Raw genomic sequence first — 19,457 nt, 5'->3', positions numbered from 1 at the left:
CGGTCGCGGGCGATCAACTTCAACGTGTGAATGGCTTCACACGTCATCGTCCCCAACAATTGTAAATACTGATCGGCTTCCACGCCGGTCGCAGGAGCGCTCATGACGACCATACCTGCCTATACAATCGGTGGTTTAACGCGCCCCGAGCTTCACCTCGATCCGACCGGACATATCATCCTCGATCCGGCCGCGCAGGCGTTCGCCGACACGTATGGTCTGCAATATCTCTACCTCGGCTGCCCTCCCGGCACGCTGTGGCCGCCGGTCCAGGGCTTCCTGGCGCCGCCGACCGACACCAATGCCAGCACCAACACCGTCGTCGAAGGCGCGGCAGCCAACACCTCGGTCGGCATCACCGCGCAGTCGAGCAGCCTGATCGGCCTTCCCGTCACCTATTCGCTGACCGCGGATTCCTCCCATGGCGGCTTCAAGGTCGATCCGAACACCGGCGTGGTCTCGGTCGCTGATCCCACCAAGGTCGACTTCGAAAGCTCCGGCGGCAGCTACGTCGTCAATGTGCAGGCAACCGACGGCATCTTCGTCTCGTCGCAAAGCTTCGTGATCGCGGTCAGCAATGCGCCGCCCTCGACACCGGTCGACAGCAACGCCGCCGCCAACGCCGTCAACGAAGGCGCCGCGGTCAATACCCTGGTCGGCATCACGGCAGCCTCGGCCGACGTCAACGGCCCCGGCGTCACCTATTCGCTGACGGCGGATTCCTCCAACGGCGGCTTCAAGATCGATCCCAACACCGGCGTCGTCACCGTCGCCGATTCCTCCAAGATCGACTTCGAGACCGCGCCCGGCCACGCCTACACCATCACCGTGCAGGCCAGTGACGGCCATGGCGGCGTCAGCTCGCAGAGCTTCACGGTCAACGTCAACGACGTTCCGGTCTCGACGCCGGTCGACGTCAATCCCGCCGCCAACAGCGTCGTCGAAGGCGCCGCGGTCAACACGCTGGTCGGCATCACCGCGTCCGCGGTCGATCCGAACGGTCCGGCAACCACCTACTCGCTGACCGGCGACACCTCCGGCGGCGGCTTCAAGATCGATCCCAATACCGGCGTCGTCACGGTGGCCGATCCGAGCAAGCTCGACTATGAGAGCGCGCCCGGCCACGCCTACACCATCTCCGTGCACGCGACCGCCGGCGCGACCTCGTCGACCCAGACGTTCACCATCGGCGTCACCGACGCGCCGCCGTCGGCGCCGACCGATACCGACGTCACCGTCAATTCGGTGGTCGAGGGCGCGGCCATCGGCACCACGGTCGGGATCACCGCGCACGCCACCGACATCAATGGCGGCGCCGTGACCTATTCGCTGGTCGGCGATACGCACGGCTTCACCATCGATGCGGCAACCGGCGTCGTCACCGTCGCCGATCCGACCAAGATCGATTTCGAAACCGCCCCCGGCCACGCCTATACCATCACCGCGCAGGCCAGCGACGGCACGCTGACCAGCACGCAGACCTTCACCATCGGCGTCAGCGACGTCGCGCCGTCGACCCCGGTCGACAGCGACGCCGCCACCAACCATGTCGTCGAGGGCGCGGCCGCCGGCACTACGGTCGGCATCACCGCGCACGCGACCGACGTCAACGGTCCCGGCGTCACTTATTCGCTGACGGGCGATAGCTCCGGCGGCGGCTTTGCGATCGATCCGACGACCGGCATCATCACCGTCGCCGATCCGACCAAGATCAACTATGAGAGCGCGCCCGGCCACGCCTACACCGTGACGGCGACCGCCAGCGACGGCACGCTCGCGAGTTCGCAGACCTTCACCATCGACGTCACCAACGCGCCGCCATCGACCCCGGTCGACGCCGACGCCACGCCCAATGCGGTCGCCGAAGGCGCCGCTGCCGGCACCACCGTCGGCGTCACGGTATCCTCGATCGACGTCAACGGCCCGCCGGTGACCTACTCGCTGGTCGGCGACACCTCCGGCGGGGGCTTCACGATCGATGCGACAACCGGCGTCGTCACCATCGCCGATCCCACCAAGGTCGATTACGAAACCAGCGGCGCGGGCCACAGCTATACCATCACCGCGCAGACCAGCGACGGCCAGGGCGGCACCAGCACGCAGAGCTTCGTCATCGCTGTCAACGACGTCGCGCCGTCGACGCCGGTCGACGCCGATATCGCCGCCAACACCGTCGCCGAAGGCGCGGCCGCGGGCTCCACCGTCGGTATCACCGCCTCGGCGGTCGACGTCAACGGCCCGGCCGTGACTTATTCGCTGATCGGCGACACCTCCGGCGGCGGCTTCACCATCAACGCGGCGACCGGTGTCATCACCGTCGCCGACCCCACCAAGATCGACTACGAGAGCAGCGGCGCGGCCCGTTCCTACACGGTGACCGCACAGGCCAGCGACGGCACGCTGGCGAGTTCGCAGACCTTCACCATCAACGTCTCCGACGTTGCGCCGTCGGCCCCGGTCGACAGCGACCCCACCGCCAACAGAGTCGCCGAAGGGGCCGCCGCCGGCTCGACGGTCGGCGTCACCGCTTCCGCGACCGACGTCAACGGTCCCGCCGTGACCTATTCGCTGATCGGCGACACCTCCGGCGGCGGCTTCACCATCGACGCGACAACCGGCGTCATCACCGTCGCCGACCCCACCAAGATCGACTATGAGAGCAGCGGCGCAGGCCACTCCTACACGGTGACCGCGCAAGCCAGCGACGGCACGCTCACGAGCTCGCAGACCTTCACCATCGCCGTCAACGACACCGCGCCGTCGACCCCGGTCGATGCCGACGCCACCACCAATACGATCGCCGAAGGCGCGGCCGCCGGCTCGACCGTCGGCATCACCGCGTCGTCGACCGACGTCAACGGCCCGGCCGTGACCTATTCGCTGATCGGCGACACCTCCGGCGGCGGCTTCACCATCAACGCGACGACCGGCGTCATCACCGTCGCCGATCCCACCAAGATCGATTACGAGAGCAGCGGCCCGACCCATTCCTACACGGTGACCGCGCAAGCCAGCGACGGTACGCTGGCGAGCTCGCAGACCTTCACCATTGCCGTCACCGACGTCGCGCCATCGACCCCGGTCGACAGCGACGGCGCCGCCAACCGCGTCGCGGTCGGCGCGCTGGTGGGCAGCTATGCCCACCTGACGGCGTCCTCGACCGACGTCAACGGACCCGCGGTGACCTATTCGCTGGTCGGCGACACGTCCGGCGGCGGCTTCACCATCGACCCCAACACCGGCAAGGTTACGGTCGCCGATCCGACCAAGATCGTCTTCGATCCTGCCAACCCGTCCTACGACGTCACGGTCGACTCCTCCGACGGCACGCTGCACAGCCAGCAGACCTTCACCATCCAGGTCGTCGTCGACCAGGCACCGGTCGTGACCGCCGGCCATACCCTGAACTACACGGAAAACCAGGCCGCGACCGCGATCGATTCGGCGATCACCGTATCCGACGCCGACGATGCCAATCTGGTGTCCGCGACCGTGCACATCACCGGCAATTATGTGGCCGGCGAGGACGTTCTCGGCTTCAACCCGCAGAACGGCATCACCGGCTCGTTCGACGCCGCGACCGGAACGCTGACGCTGACCGGCACCTCCAGCGTCGCCAACTACCAGGCCGCGCTCGCCTCGGTGACCTACTTCAACACCAGCGACAATCCGTCCGGACTGGCGCGCACCGTGACGATCACGGCCAATGACGGCACGCTCGACAGCACGCCGGTCACCGACACCATCAACGTCACCCCGGTCAACGACCCGCCCGTGGTCACCGCCGGCCACACCTTGAACTACACCGAGAACCAAGCCGCGACCGCGTTCGACCCCGCGATTACCGTCACCGACGTCGACAACATCACGCTGGCCGGCGCGACGGTGCAGATCACCGGCAATTATGCCAACGGCCAGGATATCCTGGGTTTCACCAACACCGCCAACATCACCGGTACGTTCGATGCCGCGACCGGCAAGCTGACCTTGACCGGCACCGACACGGTCGCCAACTACCAGGCCGCGCTGGCCTCGGTGACCTATTTCAACACCAGCGACAACCCGTCGGGCCTGGCGCGCACCGTGACGATCATCGCCAATGACGGCGCGGCGAACTCCACGCCGGTCACCGACACCATCAACGTCACGCCGGTCAACGATCCGCCGGTCACGTCGGCCGGCGGTACGCTGAATTACATCGAGAACCAGGTCGCGACCGCGATCGATCCATCGGTCAGCGTGTCCGACGTCGACAGCGCCAACATGGTCGGCGCCACGGTTGCCATCACCGGCGGCTTCGCCGCCGGTCAGGACGTGCTGGGCTTCGTCGGCCAGAACGGCATCGCCGGATCGTATAATGCCGCAACCGGCGTGCTGACGCTGACCGGCTCCTCCAGCGTCGCCAACTACAAGGCCGCGCTCGATTCCATCACCTATTTCAACTCGAGCGACAATCCCTCCGGGGCGGATCGCACCGTCAGCTTCACGGTCAATGACGGCTCGCTGGACAGCAACACCTCGACCTCGACAATTCACGTCACGCCGGTCAACGACGCGCCGGTCATCACTTTCGGCGCCATCAGCGGATTCACCGAACCGCCGAACGGCACGCCGGCGGCGAGCTCGACGCCGGTCACGATCACACCGAACCTGACGATCACTGACGCCGAAGGCAACAATCTGACCGATGCGACCTTCGTGCTGAACGATCTGAAGCCGTCGGATTCGCTCTCGATCGCGGGTCATGCCGGCAGCAGCGGCGACATCGGCGGCATCCATTTCGACATCACCAGCACGGCCGGCACCGAAACCATCAGCTTCACCGGCACCGACACGCTGGCGCACTACAATGCGGCGCTCGACCTGATCCAGTTCAACAACACCAGCGAGAACCCCGACACCACAGCGCGGTCCTATACCCTGACCGTGCACGATGACGGCGGCACCGCGAATGGCGGCAACGACACCGGTACGGCATCGACGACGGGAAGCGTAACCGCCGTGAACGATGCGCCCACTGCGGCGGTGCCGGCGGACAACTCGATCGGCACCGCCTTCTCGCACACCAATCTCGCGATCTCCGGCCTGTCGGTCGCCGACGTCGACGCCGGCAGCGGCAACATCACGGCCACGATCAGCTCGAGCCATGCCGCTCTGAGCTTCGACACCACGGGGCTCGCGAGCTTCACCAACAACGCCAGCCATACCGTCACGCTCACCGGCACCATCGCGCAGGTCAACACCGCGTTGGCGACACTGACCTACAACAGCGACGACGGCTTCACCGGCTCGGATACCGTCACGCTGAACGTCAACGACAACGGCAACACCGGCACACCGGGCGCGCAGGCCTCCGGTCCGCAGACCTTCCACGTCGGCGTCGTGCCGCAGGTGTTCTACATCGACAACTCGGCCACGGCGCTGGCCAACAGCCACAATCTCGGCACCGCCGCGGATCCGTACACGTCGATCGCCGCCTTCAACGCGGCGAATCCGGCAGGCTCCGGCGACTACGTCGTGCTGAGATCCGGCACATACACCGAAGCCAACGGCATCAATCTCGCCAATGGCGTCAATCTGGTCGGCGGCAGTCACGCCCTGACATTCACCAATCCTGTGACCGGCGCTTTGGTGACGGCGAACACCGCGAGCGGCACCGATCCGGTCATCCATGTCACCGGCGCCGACAACGGTATCGACCTGCTCGGCACTACGGGCCACACCATCAGCGGCGTCAGCATCGATACCTCGGCCTCGACCGGCATCGGCATCAGCGACGACGGCAACAATGTCGGCACCGTCACGATGTCCGACCTCACGATCAAGACCGCCAGCGGCACCGGCATGAGCTTCACCCATGGCGGCACCATCACGCTGACCGGCAGCGCCAACTCCATCACGTCAGGGACCGGCACCGCGCTGGATGTCGAGAACACCCAGATCGGGTCGTCCAACCTCATCCTCAAGAGCATCACCTCGAGCGGCGGGTCCAGCAACGGCATCATCCTGTCGAACACCGGCACCGCGGCCGGCAATGGCGGCCTGCATATCACCGGCGACGGCTCGACGGCAGGCAGCGGCGGCACCATCGCCAACAAGAGCGGCGCCGACGGCAGCACCACGCAGGGCAGCGGAATCTATCTGAACAACACCAAGGACGTTCAGATCTCCTATATGACGATGCATGACTTCCAGAACTACGGCATCGTCGGCACCAGCGTCACCGGCTTTGCCCTCGGCCACACCACGGTGACCGGCACCAACGGCACCAGCGTCGGCGGCATCGGCGAGGGCGACGTCTATTTCACTGGCCTGTCCGGCACCGCGTCGATCACGAACTCGACCCTCACCGGTGCGGCCTATGATGCCCTGCACGTGTTCAACGACGGCGGCCAGACGCTGAATCGCATTACCGTGACCGGCTCGACCTTCGCGACCAATTCCGCGGCCGGCAATGCGTCCAACGACGCGATCGGCTTCGAGGCCACCGGCGGTACGTTCAACGCCACGATCCAGAACTCGACCGTCACTTCCGCGCGCGGCGACATGTTCCAGCTCAATCTGCTCGGCACGGTGTCGTCGGACCTGGTGATGACGGGCGACAATTTCAGCAACACCAACCAGAACATCGTCAGCGGCGGCGGCGGCATCACGATCGGCGGCGGCGGCCCAACCAACAATATCACGCTGACCTACGACATCGCGAACAACATCATCAAGGGCGCTCTCGGCGCCGCTCTCGCGGTCACCAAGGGTACCGGCACCGACGCGCACTTCACCGGCACGATCGACGGCAACACGATCGGCACGCAAGGCGTGGCCGGCAGCGGCTCCACTCAGGGCATCGGCATCAACGTCTTCCAGGACGGCGCGGGCACGTCGAGCACGACCATCACCAACAATCATATCTCCGGCGTCGTCGGCGGCATCTTTACGCTGAACCATAACGGCGCCGGCGGAGCGATGACCGCGGTAATCCAGGGCAACACGATCGATACGCTGGATTCGACGAACGGATTTGCCGGCATCGATGTGCAGAACGGATCGGCGACCGGAGTTGGCGGCGACAACAACCTGCTGAACGCCACGATCGGGGGCGCCGGCGCGCTGAAGAACAGCGTCGATCTCGGCGGCAACACGGGCCTGGGCCTGGTTGCCGGCGTCTTCCTCGAGCAGGAGGGCGTTTCGAAAACCGGCTTGATCGGCAGTCCCAACTATGCCGGTTCGCCCTATGATTTCACCGCAGTGGCGAACTACCTCGCGGCCAACAACACTGTGACCGGCACCGGAAACGGGGCGGTCGGGACGCAGGCCATCGGTGATCCCACCCACGCCGCGGGCGGCGGCTATTTCGGCGGCGCCCAGTTCATGGTCGCCGTCTCGGGCGGCGTCGAAGCGGCCTCGCCGACGGCGGGCGAAACCAACCTCACCCAGACGGAGCTGAATTCCGTCATCTCCGCGGCGATCGCGCAATGGGCTACGGCCGGCGCGACGGCAAGCCAGCTCGCCACCATGAAGGCGGTCACGTTCAGCGTCGCCAGTCTCGGCGGCAATGTCATCAGCGCGGAATCGAACGGCCACATCACGATCGATGCCGGCGCCGCCGGACACGGCTGGTTCGTCGACCCGACCCCATCAGACAATTTCGAATTTGCCCATGCCGCGACCGCGACCGACCTGTTCGCCGACCCGACCAGTGCGGCAGCCGGACATCTCGACCTTCTGACCGCGGTGGCGCACGAACTCGGTCACGTCATCGGCCTGGCGGACGACACGACGCCGAGCCACTCCAGCGACCTGATGTACATCAACCTGGCCGATGGCGAGCGCCGGTTGCCAAGTGCTGCTGATGCCAACACGGCTGCGCCGCACGTCATGCCCACGCAGGGCACTGCGTCTTCGCAGGTCAGCCTGGCCAGTCATGACAGCTTCAACTTCTCGTTCACCCAGTCGCCGACCGCGACCGCCACAAGCCATGCGGACCCCGGCGCGAACACCCAGACCCTGTCCGATCTGTTCAGCGGCCTTTCCAATGCAGCAGCCCCGTGGTGGACCGGCCACGAGGCAGCGTTCGCTGCGATGGGCGGCACGCCGACCGACAATCACGCCCACCTACAGGTGAATCACGACCTGATCGTCTGATCGGGCACCGTATCAAACACGACGCCTGCCGGATCGCTTCGGCAGGCGTTGTTCTTTCGGCACGATCGAATCCGAATTGTCCGGAGCGGAAGACTCCGATCGTCGCGCAGCGAGCACGCGCGAACGTCCGTTTCATGACGCGAGTTCCGCAGTCAGTGGTCGCGGCTCGCGGACGCGAAGCTCAACCGGTGATTGAATGAAAATTGCCAACGCGGCACAATCGTTGAGGTTGCACTTGGTGCAAAACACGCTATCGTGCACATGTTGACGACGCAGCACCATTGTCTTGTATTTTTCACAAATCTTACGACGTATTCGCGGAGGGACTCATGGCTGATCCGTTTCTTTCCGAAATCCGCATGATGTCGTTCGGCTTTGCGCCCAAGGGTTGGGCCTTTTGCAATGGGCAAGTCCTTCCGATCAATCAGAACCAGCCGCTGTTTTCGTTGCTCGGTACCGTCTATGGCGGCAACGGGCAAACCACCTTCGCCTTACCCAATCTGCAGGGCCGCACCCCGATGCATGTCGGCAACGGCCATGTGCTCGGTGAGCTCGGTGGCGAGCAGGCGCACACGCTTTCGATCAACGAAATGCCGCAGCACACTCACGTCGCGAACGCCACCAACACCAATGGCGCCCTTCTGGTGCCGGCCAACAACGTTCTCGGCGCCTTGAACAACGCGTACGCCGCGCCCGCGGCGCTGACCGCGCTCACGCCGGGCAGCATTTCCACGGTCGGCGGCAGCCAGGCGCATCAGAACATGCAACCTTTCCTGACGATCAATTTCTGCATCGCGCTGCAGGGTATCTTCCCTTCGCAGAATTGACGGAGACCTCTCATGCCACAACCGTTTATCGGCGAAATCAAAATGTTCGCCGGCAATTTCGCGCCGGCCGGCTGGCAGTTCTGCGATGGCAGGCTGCTGGCGATTTCCGAAAATGACGCGCTGTTCAACCTGATCGGCACCACCTATGGCGGCGACGGCCAGTCGACCTTTGGATTGCCAGATCTTCGCGGCCGACTGCCGGTACATACTGGTTTCAGTGCGGGCACCGCGTTCACGATGGGCGAAATCGGCGGCGTCGAGCAAGTCACCCTGACGACGCAGACCATCCCGGCACATACCCACACGATGATGGCATCGCAGAGCACCGGCACGAGCTCGAACCCGCAAGGCAACGTGCTCGACCAGATGAGCGGTGCGCTGCTGCTCTACAAGGAGCAAACGCCGACCACGCCGCTGAGCCCGGTGGTGATCGGGCCGACCGGCGGCAGCCAGCCGCACAGCAACATCCAGCCCTTCCTGTGCGTCGGTTTCATTATTTCGCTGTTCGGCATCTTCCCGAGCCAGAGTTAGGAGCGCGACACCATGGCTGACCCCTTCGTCGCCGAGATCCGCATCTTTCCGTTCAACTTCGCCCCCAAGGGCTGGGCTTTCTGCAACGGTCAGCTTGTGCCGATCTCGCAGAACACGGCGCTGTTCTCGCTGCTCGGCACCACCTATGGCGGCAACGGCACGTCGAACTTCGCGCTTCCGAACATGCAGGGCAACGCGCCACTGGCGCCAGGACAGGGCCCCGGCCTCTCGCTGTACGACCTCGGCGAGAGCGGCGGCTCCGACACGGTAACTCTGCTGCAATCGGAACTCGCCTCGCACCCGCACAACATGATGGCGATCAACCTGGAGGCCGACCAGGCCGCGCCGACACCGACTCGGGGCATCGCGCGATCGGTCAACGGCGCGGTCTATGTCGCCGGCACTCCGACGCCCACGCTGGTGCAGATGAGCCCTGACATGATCGGACTGACGGGCTCCGGCCTGCCGCACAACAATCTGATGCCCTATCTCACCTTGAGCTTCTGCATTGCGCTGCAGGGCGTCTACCCGCCGAGAAGCTGAGGCCGTCTTGGCGTTCGACGTGCCCGTAAACGCGTCTGCAACTCCGGCATTCGGCTGGGCCCGCGCAGCTCGATCCGGCTGCGGTTTTCGCCGCCTGTCGGAGGCCGACCTGCCGTTCCTCGGCCGGCTCTATGCTTCGACGCGAGCCGAGGAGCTGGCGCCGGTGCAGTGGAGCGAAGCGGACAAGGCCGCCTTTCTCGATCAGCAATTCCGCGCCCAGCACGCGCATTACCAGCACTACTATCCGAACGCCGACTGGCTGGTGATCGCCCGCGAGGATGAGGACGTCGGCCGGTTCTACATCGAGCGCTGGCCGAGCCAGCACCGCATCATCGACATTGCCTTCGTTCCCGAGCATCGAGGCAAGGGCTACGGCGAAGCGCTGCTGCGTGATGCGATGGACGAGGCTGATGCGGCCGGCAAGGACATCTCGATTCATGTCGAGAAGCTCAATCCGGCGATGCGGCTCTACCGCCGGCTCGGCTTCATCACCGAGGAAGACAAGGGCGTCTATGATCTGATGCGCTGGATCAGGCCCGGCTCCCGCGCCGCATGACCTTCAGGTGAAGATGGCCTGGTAGCCGTTGCCATCCGCAAGCGGCCCGATCGGCACCAGGAAGATCTCGATCACCCCCAGCTCCGGATGCCGTACCGGATAGATCGCCTGCGGCAGCCACGCTCCCTTCGGCGTCGTGAACAGCAGCGAGAACGCACCGCCCGGCCGGCCGCTGTTGCCCACGGGCTCGACCTTGGCAAGCTTCAGCGCCAAGACGCCTTCCGCCGTCTGCATCCCGAACTCCGCACCCTGATGCGGCGTGAAGTCGTCAATGTGCAGCTTGGCCAGATCGACGGTGGATGTCATGCGCACGCCCCTGTTGCTTTCGAGGTGTAACACACGTCGCGATGTTGCCGTCAAGATTTCTGCCGGCCATCATTCGCGTTCGGCTGAGCGCGATCGATGGTGAGGTGAGCACGCCTCTCGGGGCCATAAGCGAGATGGAGAAAGCTCGTCGTATGGACCCCTCACCCCAACCCTCTCCCGCAAGGGGAGAGGGAACCCGTCCGCCGTTGCTCACCTCACGCGCGCGTGCCATTGAGTTGCCCGACGTGGCAAGCCCCCGCCGCAGAAATATTTCGCTTTATCAGAAACACGACTCAGTATATGGTCTGCCCGTCTCGCCCGACACGAGGGGCGCTTCGCGGTCGTCACGAACGCGGGTCGAGATGCGGTGGACGCGGACTGCGCAGTTGACGAACGCGCACGAAGCGGACGGTGAAGTCGTGTGGTCCTGACGCCCTAACGGCAGGTGTCTTTTTCCGATTGCGCAGGTCGCGCGTTGCGAAGACGGTGACAAGCAAGCCCAGTCTCGCCGGGGAGAGCACGAAGTAAGCCGTAGCCCATCGCGCAGGGAAGGCCGGGTTGTTCCCGGTTACACCTGTGGTCCTACCCCCGAGCTTCCTACCCACTGCTCGGGGCCCATGGGTGCGATCGGCACCCGGTCTTCCCTGCGCCCTCTGCTTCCAGGGGGAGGCAAGTAAACGCAAGACTCGGGTGCAGCGCGCCGCGAGGATGCGGATGTATGACTCAAGTGAGCGCCACATATTCGATGTCGACCCGGCGGGGGCCGGGACCCATAACCCCAGATGCAAGTCGTTGCCCGATGTCGGAACGACGAGTCCCGTTCACCACGTCTGCTGCGGCGTATGGGTCCCGGCCCCCGTGCGCAATTGCGCACTAGGCCGGGACGACGGCGGTGAATGCTGAGCCTTCGACTGTGCAACCCACACCCCAGATGACGGCCCCGATTTCCTCCGCTAACCTCCCCACAAACGGCCGCCGGCAAGGCGGGCCATCTTGAGAGAGGAGACGCGCGTGCATCGAGGCCGTGTCGTATTCGGCGCCATGGACGAGGTCGTGTTCGGGCGGCCCGCCCGCGAGGCCATCGTCGAGCAACTGGACCGGCTTGGCGCCCAGCGCGCCTTCCTGATGGTGTCGGGGACGCTGAACCGCGAAACCGACGAGATCGAGAAAGTTCGCCAAGCGCTCGGCGCCCGCTGCGTCGGCACGTTCGACCGGATGCCGGCGCACACGCCGCGCGCCGCGGTCATCGCCGCGACGGAACAGGCGCGTGATGCGAAGGCCGACCTGATCGTCACCATCGGCGGCGGTTCGATCACCGACGGCGCCAAGGCGGTGCAGCTTTGCCTCGCCAACAACGTCACAACGACAGACGGCATCGACACCATCCGCACCCGCGGCGGCGTCTCGCCCGAGATGAATCCGCCGGTCGTGCGCCAGATCAGCGTGCCGACCACGATCGCCGGCGGCGAGTTCTCCTCGATCGCAGGCGTCACCAACGAGGCCAAGCGGCAGAAGGAGATGCTGCGCCATCCCCTGGTGATGCCGCGCGCCACCATTCTCGATCCTGATATCTCGGTGCACACGCCGGACTGGCTGTTCCTGTCGACCGGCATCCGCGCGGTCGATCATTGCGTCGAGGGCATCTGCTCGCGCGAGGCGCATCCTTACGGCGACGCACAGGCGCTGAAGGGACTCGAGATGCTGGCAGCCGGCCTGCCGCGGGTGAAGGCCAATCCGAAGGACATCCCGGCGCGGATGGATTGCCAGATCGGCACCTGGCTGTCCACCGGACCGCTCGCCTCGGGCGTGCCGATGGGCGCGAGCCATGGCATCGGCTACGTGCTCGGCGCCGAGTTCGACGTGCCGCACGGCTACACCTCATGCGTGATGTTGCCGGCGGTGATGCGCTGGAACAAGCGCGACAATGCTGACCGGCAGGCGCTGGTCGCGGCCGCGATGGGGCATCCGGGCGCGGACGCCGGCGACCTGCTCGACCGCTTCATCCGCGACCTCGGCATGCCGCGCAGCCTGCAAGAGGTCCATGTTGGCCCCGAGCATTTCGACCGCATCGCGGCGGGTGCGATGCGCACGCCCTGGGTGCCGCGCAATCCGCGCAAGATCGACGGTCCATCCCAGGTCCGCGAGATTCTGGCGATGGCCGCATAAAGCATGATCCGGAAAAGTGGGAACCGGTTTTCCGGATCATGTTCAAACAAGACGCAAGGCAAGGACCGAGGGGAGATCTGAGCTTCGATGTATACCGGCAAGCATGCTTACCTGCGCCCGCTGCAACCGGCCTTCATCATGGCCAGCACCGGCGAGATCGTCACCTATCGCGAGCTCGAGGCGCGCAGCAATCGCCTCGCGCATCTGTTCCGCAACCGCGGCATGAAGCGGCTCGACCACTATTCGATCTTCATGGAGAACAACAATCGCTACCTCGAGGCCTGCGGTGCCGGTGAACGTTCCGGCCTCTACTTCACCTGCGTCAATTCCTACCTCACGCCGGGCGAGCTCGCCTACATCCTGACCAACAGCCAGTCGCGGATCCTGATCACCTCGAAGCTGAAGCTCGACATCGCGCGCGAGGCGCTGAAGGAGTGCCCGCAGGTCGAGCTCTGCATCGTGGTCAACGGCGACAGTGAAGGCGATCGTATCGTCGGACTGCGAGAGGCCACCGCGGGGCTGCCGGCGACGCCGATCGCGGACGAATATGCGGGCACCGCGATGCTCTATTCGTCAGGCACGACCGGCCGGCCGAAGGGCATCGTGCGGCCGCTGCCCGAGCAGCCGCCGTCGCAAAACCTTCCGCTGTTCGATTTCCTGACCAAGCTCTGGCACTACCGCGAAGGCATGATCTATCTGTCGCCGGCACCGCTCTATCACTCGGCGCCGCAGGCTGCGGTCAATCTCACCATCCGGATGGGCGGCACCGTCGTCATCATGGAGAGCTTCGATCCCGAGCGCTATCTCCAGCTCGTCGAGACATGGGGCATCACCCACAGCCAGCTGGTGCCGACGATGTTCTCGCGGCTGCTGAAGCTGCCCGAGGAGGTTCGCGCCCGCTACGACCTGTCGACGCTCGAGATCGCGATCCATGCCGCCGCGCCCTGCCCGGCGCTGGTCAAGGACGACATGATCAAATGGTGGGGCCCGATCATCCACGAGTATTACGGCGCGACCGAGGGCCTCGGCTTCACTGCCTGCAACAGCGAGGAATGGCTCGCGCATCGCGGCACCGTCGGCAAGGTGCTGCTCGGCGATTTGCATATCCTCGACGAGAACATGCAGCCCTGCCCGAAGGGCACGCCGGGCACGGTGTGGTTCAAGACCGCGACGCCGTTCGAGTATTTCAACGATCCGGCCAAGACCAGCGAGGCCCGCTCGGCGGACGGCAGCATGAGCACGGTCGGCGACGTCGGCTATGTCGACGACGACAACTTCCTCTATCTGACCGATCGCGCCACCTTCATGATCATCTCCGGCGGCGTGAACATCTACCCGCAGGAATGCGAGAACCTCCTGATCACCCATCCCAAGGTCGCCGACGCCGCGGTGTTCGGCGTGCCCAATGTCGATCTCGGGGAGGAGGTGAAGGCAGTGGTGCAGCCGGTCGACGGCATCGCGCCGGGGCCGGAGCTCGCCGAGGAGCTGATCGCCTTCTGCGCAAGTTCGCTGTCGCGCCAGAAGGTGCCGCGCTCGGTGGATTTCGAGGCCGAACTGCCGCGGCTGCCGACCGGGAAACTCTACAAGCGCCTGCTGCGCGATCGCTACTGGGGCAACAAGACCTCGCGGATCGTGTGACCAGGCGATGCGGCGCGCCGGGCGGCGTAACTAACTCGCCCGTCGCGCGGATTTCGCGCTATGCTGCGGGATCGCAAGCCAGCTTCGCCGGAGGCCGCCATGCCCTCGCCCCAGCCGCGCGAGCCGGAGCCGGTACAGGCCGGAAGGCTCGAATTCACTGCCGCCGAGATCGGTGCGCTCGCCCACCTCTATCGCGGCGAGGTCTACCGCAGCACGGTCTGGCGCACCCGCCTCGACAGCTCGACCAACTGGGCTGTCGTCACGACCGGGATCGCGCTGTCGGCGACCTACAGCAACGCCGAGGCCTCGCCCTTGCCGATGGTGCTGGTCGGGCTGCTGGTCACGGTCTTCCTGCTGTTCGAGGCGCGGCGCTATCGCTACTTCAACGTCTGGCGCGCCCGGGCGCGGTTGCTCGAAACCGATTTCTACGCGCCGATGATTCGCGGCGAAGGTCCGACGCCGAACGCGTCCTGGACCGAGTTGCTCGCCAACGACTACCGCCGCCCGAGGTATCACATCAGCTTTGCCCGCGCGGTTGGCCGGCGGCTGCGCCGGACCTATGGCTGGATCTTCGCGATCCAGGCGATCGCCTATTACGGCAAGCTGGCGATCCATCCCCTGCCGCTCACCGAGATGAGCGCGATCTGGGACCGCGCCTCGATCGGCCCGATTCCCGGCACCATCGTGGTCCTGGCCGGCGTCGCCTTCCACTCCAGCTGGGCGCTGTTCGCTTTTGTCACGCAACGCATGGAGGTCGCCGACCGGCGGGCGCGTCATAATCTGATCGCGATGGGGTGAGGTGGCGCAAGCCGCGTTGCCGCTGGCGGACTTTTCCCCTAACCTTGCCTCAACAAGAAAAGTCAGGGAGGATTTGCCGATGGAAGTGATCCCACTGCGTCCTGGATTCGGAGCCGAACTGCGCGGCGTCATGCTTTCGGATGTTGCCGCCAGTGATGCCGCCTATGCGGCGGTGCGCGCGGCGTTCGAGGAGCATTCGGTGCTGGTGTTCCGCGGCCAGGAGGTCAGCGACGACATCCAGCTCGCCTTCTCGCGCCGCTTCGGTCCGCCCGAGACAACCAAGGTCGGCTCGATGGGCACCGGCTCGCACTTCGTGATCCTCTCGACCTTCGGGCCTGACGGCAAGGTGGTTCCATCAGACCATCGACAGCAGCTGCGCGCCAAAGCCAATCAGCTCTGGCACACCGACTCGTCGTTCAAGCGCGTGCCGGCGCTGACCTCGATCCTGTCGGCGCGCATCATCCCCGAACATGGCGGCGAGACCGAGTTCGTCTCGATGCGGCTGGCATTCGAGCGGCTCGACAAGGATGTGGCGAAGCGGCTGGAGAACTCCTTCGCCTGGCACTCCTACGCGCATTCCCGCAGCAAGGTGGCTACCGGTCTCGCGACGTCAGAGGAAGTCGATGCGCTGCCGCCGGTGTGCTGGCGCATGGTCTGGCGCAATCCCGTCAACGGCCGCGGCGCGCTGTATCTCGCTTCCCACGCCTATGGCGTCGAAGGCATGGATGCCGAAGCCGGCAAGACGCTGATCGAGCAATTGACTGAAGCCGCGACCGCGCCCGGCGTCAGCTATCTGCATCAATGGAAGCAGGGCGACGTCGTAATGTGGGACAACCGCGCCACCATGCATCGCGGCCGTCCCTGGCCGGCGCATGAGGGCCGCCTGATGATCCGCACCACAATCTCGGCGACCGAGGCCGATGGTGTCGCCAACATGCACCTGCCCTCGACGCAGGCGGCGGAGTGACCGTTGTTCTTGTCCTACCTCATCCCGAGGTGCGAGCGGAGCGAGCCTCGAAGGATGCACGGCCCGGCCTGTGGCCGTCGATCCTTCGAGACGCCGCTTCGCGGCTCCTCAGGATGACGGAGAACACACCAACGATAGGCGACAAACTGTCGCTCATCGCGAATCGCTCGGCGCCGGACGCGGTAGCGTTATCAATCGAATTCGAACGCAGAGTAGTCATTGCATAGCAAAACCGACTGAGTTCCCCGCAACCACAGTCATTATTCCCGGTCCGTGGAAATTTTAATGCTCTCACGTCATCCGAATTGCCAATCCCCGCACGGCCCTCGCTGGTTGCCCGACAGCCTCACCGTGGTATCGTCGATGCCAATCGGCCATTGAGACCGACATGTGGGAGGGGACCATGCGGAGCGTGCAAGCGCTGGCCGTGGCGGCGTTGTCTGTGCTGACCATCAGCGACGTGTCACGCGCAGCCGAGCCGAAATCCGGCGGCATCTTCAGGATCTATCACCGCGACAGCCCCGGCAGCGCCTCGATCCACGAGGGCGCGACCTATTCGCTGAACGTGCCGTTCATGCCGATCTTCAACAATCTCGTCATCTTCGATCAGCACATCGCCCAGAACAGCGCCAGCACGATCCGGCCCGAGCTTGCGGAAAGCTGGGCCTGGAGCGGCGACAACAAGACGCTGACCTTCAAACTACGCAAGGACGTGAAGTGGCACGACGGCAAGCCGTTCACCGCGGCCGACGTCAAGTGCACCTTCGACATGCTGATGGGCAAGTCGCAGCAGAAGTTCCGGCAGAACCCGCGCAAGTCCTGGTACGACCAGGTCGACGAGGTGACGACCAACGGCGACTATGAAGCGTCGTTCAAGCTGAAACGGCCGCAACCGGCGCTATTGTCGCTGCTCGCTTCCGGCTATTCGCCGGTCTATCCCTGCCATGTGTCGCCGGCGGAGATGCGCACCAAGCCCATCGGCACCGGCCCGTTCAAGTTCGTCGAGTTCAAGGCCAACGAATCGATCAAGCTCACCAAGAACCCTGACTACTTCAAGAAAGGCCTGCCCTATCTCGACGGCATCGAGTTCACCATCATCCCGAACCGCTCGACGGCGATCCTCGGCTTCGTCTCGGGCAAGTTCGACATGACGTTCCCGACCGAGGTCTCGATCCCGCTGCTCAAGGACGTCAAGTCGCAGGACGCCAAGGCCGTCTGCGTGGTGGAACCGAACAACGTCTCCACCAACATCATCATCAATTCGAGCGCGCCGCCGTTCGACAATCTCGACATCCGCCGCGCGCTGGCGCTGGCACTCGACCGCAAGGCGTTCATCCAGATCATGTTCGAGGGCCAGGGCGATATCGGCGGCACCATGGAGCCGGCGCCCGACGGCCTGTGGGCGATGCCCAAGGAGATGCTTGAATCGATTCCCGGCTATGGCCCCGACGTTGAGAAGAACCGCGAGTTAGCCCGCAAGCTGATGCAGAAGGCTGGCTATGGCCCGGACAAGCATCTGCAGATCAAGGTGTCGACCCGCAACATCGCGGTCTACCGTGATCCCGCGATCATCCTGATCGACCAGATCAAGAGCATCTACATCGACGCTGAGCTCGACGTCGTCGACACCGCGCAATGGTTCCCGAAGATCGCGCGCAAGGACTATTCGCTCGGCCTTAACCTCACCGGCAACGCCGTCGACGAGCCCGACCAGTCGTTCTACGAGAACTACGCCTGCGGCTCGGAGCGCAACTACACCAACTATTGCAACAAGGACATCGAGAAGCTGTTCGACCAGCAATCCGAGGAGACCAACCTCGACAAGCGCAAGAAGCTGGTCTGGGAGATCGACAAGAAGCTGCAGGAAGACGTCGCACGGCCAATCATCTTCCATGCCCGGACCGGCACCTGCTGGAAGCCTTACGTGAAGAATGTCACGATCATGTCCAACAGCTCCTATAACGGCTATCGTTACGAAGACGTCTGGCTGGACAAGTAGTCCAAGATGCGGACGAGATAGGGAGAAGCGCGAGGGTGTTTGCCTATATCGTCCGGCGGCTGTTCCTGATGCTCGTGACCCTGTTCGGGATCTCGGTCATCATCTTCGTGCTGCTGCGCATCGTTCCCGGCAACATCGTCGACATCCTGTTCGACGCCGCAGGCTTCGTCGATCCTGCCGACAAGGCCAATCTCGAGCGCGAGCTCGGCCTGAGCCAGCCGATCGTGATCCAGTATCTGCACTGGATCGGCGGCCTGCTGCGCGGCGACCTCGGCTATTCCTATGTCTCGGAGAAGCCGGCACTGGAGGAGATCCTGCCGCGGATCCCGATCACCGCACGGCTCGCGGGTCTGGCGCTGTTGTTCTCGGCCTCGATCGGCATTCCGCTCGGCGTGATCAGCGCCGTGCACCAGGGCTCGAAGCTCGACTATGCGCTGCGCGTCGTCAGCCTCAGCGGCTTGTCGCTGCCGTCGTTTTGGCTCGGCCTCCTGGTCCTGATGGCCTCGGTGTCGCTGTTCGGCACCATGCCGATCTTCAATCCGAACCCGAAGACCTGGCTCGAGGCGCTGACCATCTATGCGGTGCCGGCGATGGCGGTCGGCTTCCGCAGCGCGGCGCTGACCATGCGGATCACCCGCTCCTCGATGCTGGAGATCCTGCGCCAGGACTATATCCGTACCGCGCGCGCCAAGGGCGCCTCCGAAGCCTCGGTGAACTATCACCACGCGCTGAAGAACGCGGTGCTGCCGGTGATCACCGTGATCGGCATCGAGGCCGCGTTCCTGATCGGCGGGCTTATCGTCACCGAGACCGTGTTCAACATCCCCGGCATTGCCCGCTTCCTGGTGGAGGCGCTGCGCTGGCGCGACTATCCGATTGTGCAGAACCTCGTGATGTTCATCGCTGTCGTCGTCGTGGTCGTGAACTTCATCGTCGACATGCTCTATGCGGCGATCGACCCGCGCATCCGGTTTGGGGACTAGC

General features: G+C 64.7%; 12 protein-coding genes. 11 read left to right on the top strand and 1 reads right to left on the bottom strand.

Features of this window, described 5'->3' with window-relative positions; genetic code table 11:
* The first annotated feature begins 102 nt into the window (after positions 1-102).
* The 5 genes from XH92_RS03285 (at position 103) to XH92_RS03265 (ending at position 10,599) form a co-directional block, all read left to right on the top strand.
* Positions 103-8,142, top strand: coding sequence for a cadherin domain-containing protein (locus XH92_RS03285; protein WP_194457953.1), 8,040 nt, complete (start codon positions 103-105; stop codon positions 8,140-8,142).
* Positions 8,143-8,501: 359 nt separating this feature from the next.
* Positions 8,502-8,969 (top strand): phage tail protein, encoded by a 468-nt coding sequence (locus XH92_RS03280; protein ID WP_246788203.1) that lies wholly within the window; start codon positions 8,502-8,504, stop codon positions 8,967-8,969.
* Positions 8,970-8,981: 12 nt separating this feature from the next.
* A complete protein-coding gene (locus XH92_RS03275) occupies positions 8,982-9,500 on the top strand; it encodes a phage tail protein (protein ID WP_194457951.1) in 519 nt (172 codons plus the stop codon).
* A 12-nt stretch (positions 9,501-9,512) separates the two neighbouring features.
* Positions 9,513-10,043 (top strand): phage tail protein, encoded by a 531-nt coding sequence (locus XH92_RS03270; RefSeq protein ID WP_194457950.1) that lies wholly within the window; start codon positions 9,513-9,515, stop codon positions 10,041-10,043.
* Positions 10,044-10,050: 7 nt separating this feature from the next.
* On the top strand, positions 10,051-10,599 hold the full coding sequence (locus XH92_RS03265) for a GNAT family N-acetyltransferase (RefSeq protein ID WP_246788201.1): 549 nt from the start codon (positions 10,051-10,053) through the stop codon (positions 10,597-10,599).
* 3 nt (positions 10,600-10,602) lie between these two features.
* Here XH92_RS03265 and XH92_RS03260 read toward each other — a convergent pair whose 3' ends face one another.
* Positions 10,603-10,905, bottom strand: coding sequence for a hypothetical protein (locus XH92_RS03260; RefSeq protein WP_246788199.1), 303 nt, complete (start codon positions 10,903-10,905; stop codon positions 10,603-10,605).
* A 1,011-nt stretch (positions 10,906-11,916) separates the two neighbouring features.
* Between XH92_RS03260 and XH92_RS03255 the strand changes: the two genes are divergently transcribed.
* From XH92_RS03255 to XH92_RS03230, 6 genes are all read left to right on the top strand, one after another.
* Positions 11,917-13,071, top strand: a complete 1,155-nt coding sequence (locus tag XH92_RS03255; RefSeq protein WP_194457948.1) for an iron-containing alcohol dehydrogenase — start codon at positions 11,917-11,919, stop codon at positions 13,069-13,071.
* An 87-nt stretch (positions 13,072-13,158) separates the two neighbouring features.
* On the top strand, positions 13,159-14,709 hold the full coding sequence (locus tag XH92_RS03250) for an AMP-binding protein (protein WP_194457947.1): 1,551 nt from the start codon (positions 13,159-13,161) through the stop codon (positions 14,707-14,709).
* A gap of 99 nt (positions 14,710-14,808) precedes the next feature.
* Positions 14,809-15,507 (top strand): DUF2270 domain-containing protein, encoded by a 699-nt coding sequence (locus tag XH92_RS03245; RefSeq protein WP_371817931.1) that lies wholly within the window; start codon positions 14,809-14,811, stop codon positions 15,505-15,507.
* Positions 15,508-15,586: 79 nt separating this feature from the next.
* On the top strand, positions 15,587-16,474 hold the full coding sequence (locus XH92_RS03240) for a TauD/TfdA family dioxygenase (protein ID WP_194457945.1): 888 nt from the start codon (positions 15,587-15,589) through the stop codon (positions 16,472-16,474).
* A 403-nt stretch (positions 16,475-16,877) separates the two neighbouring features.
* Complete coding sequence (locus XH92_RS03235; protein WP_194457944.1) at positions 16,878-18,473, top strand: ABC transporter substrate-binding protein; 1,596 nt, start codon at positions 16,878-16,880, stop codon at positions 18,471-18,473.
* Positions 18,474-18,508: 35 nt separating this feature from the next.
* A complete protein-coding gene (locus XH92_RS03230) occupies positions 18,509-19,456 on the top strand; it encodes an ABC transporter permease (protein ID WP_194457943.1) in 948 nt (315 codons plus the stop codon).
* Position 19,457 lies beyond the last annotated feature (1 nt).

Source organism: Bradyrhizobium sp. CCBAU 53421 (assembly GCF_015291625.1).
Lineage (GTDB): Bacteria > Pseudomonadota > Alphaproteobacteria > Rhizobiales > Xanthobacteraceae > Bradyrhizobium.
The sequence above is the reverse complement of the archived record's forward strand: the minus strand, read 5'-3'. Positions and strand labels throughout refer to the sequence as shown.

Excerpts from the sequence above, each read along its gene's own strand:
- XH92_RS03285 (WP_194457953.1), top strand. The coding sequence starts at position 103 with ATGACGACCATACCTGCCTATACAATCGGTGGTTTAACGCGCCCCGAG.
- XH92_RS03280 (WP_246788203.1), top strand. The coding sequence starts at position 8,502 with ATGATGTCGTTCGGCTTTGCGCCCAAGGGTTGGGCCTTTTGCAATGGG.
- XH92_RS03275 (WP_194457951.1), top strand. The coding sequence starts at position 8,982 with ATGCCACAACCGTTTATCGGCGAAATCAAAATGTTCGCCGGCAATTTC.
- XH92_RS03270 (WP_194457950.1), top strand. The coding sequence starts at position 9,513 with ATGGCTGACCCCTTCGTCGCCGAGATCCGCATCTTTCCGTTCAACTTC.
- XH92_RS03260 (WP_246788199.1), bottom strand. The coding sequence starts at position 10,905 with ATGACATCCACCGTCGATCTGGCCAAGCTGCACATTGACGACTTCACG.
- XH92_RS03250 (WP_194457947.1), top strand. The coding sequence starts at position 13,159 with ATGTATACCGGCAAGCATGCTTACCTGCGCCCGCTGCAACCGGCCTTC.
- XH92_RS03245 (WP_371817931.1), top strand. The coding sequence starts at position 14,809 with ATGCCCTCGCCCCAGCCGCGCGAGCCGGAGCCGGTACAGGCCGGAAGG.
- XH92_RS03240 (WP_194457945.1), top strand. The coding sequence starts at position 15,587 with ATGGAAGTGATCCCACTGCGTCCTGGATTCGGAGCCGAACTGCGCGGC.
- XH92_RS03235 (WP_194457944.1), top strand. The coding sequence starts at position 16,878 with ATGCGGAGCGTGCAAGCGCTGGCCGTGGCGGCGTTGTCTGTGCTGACC.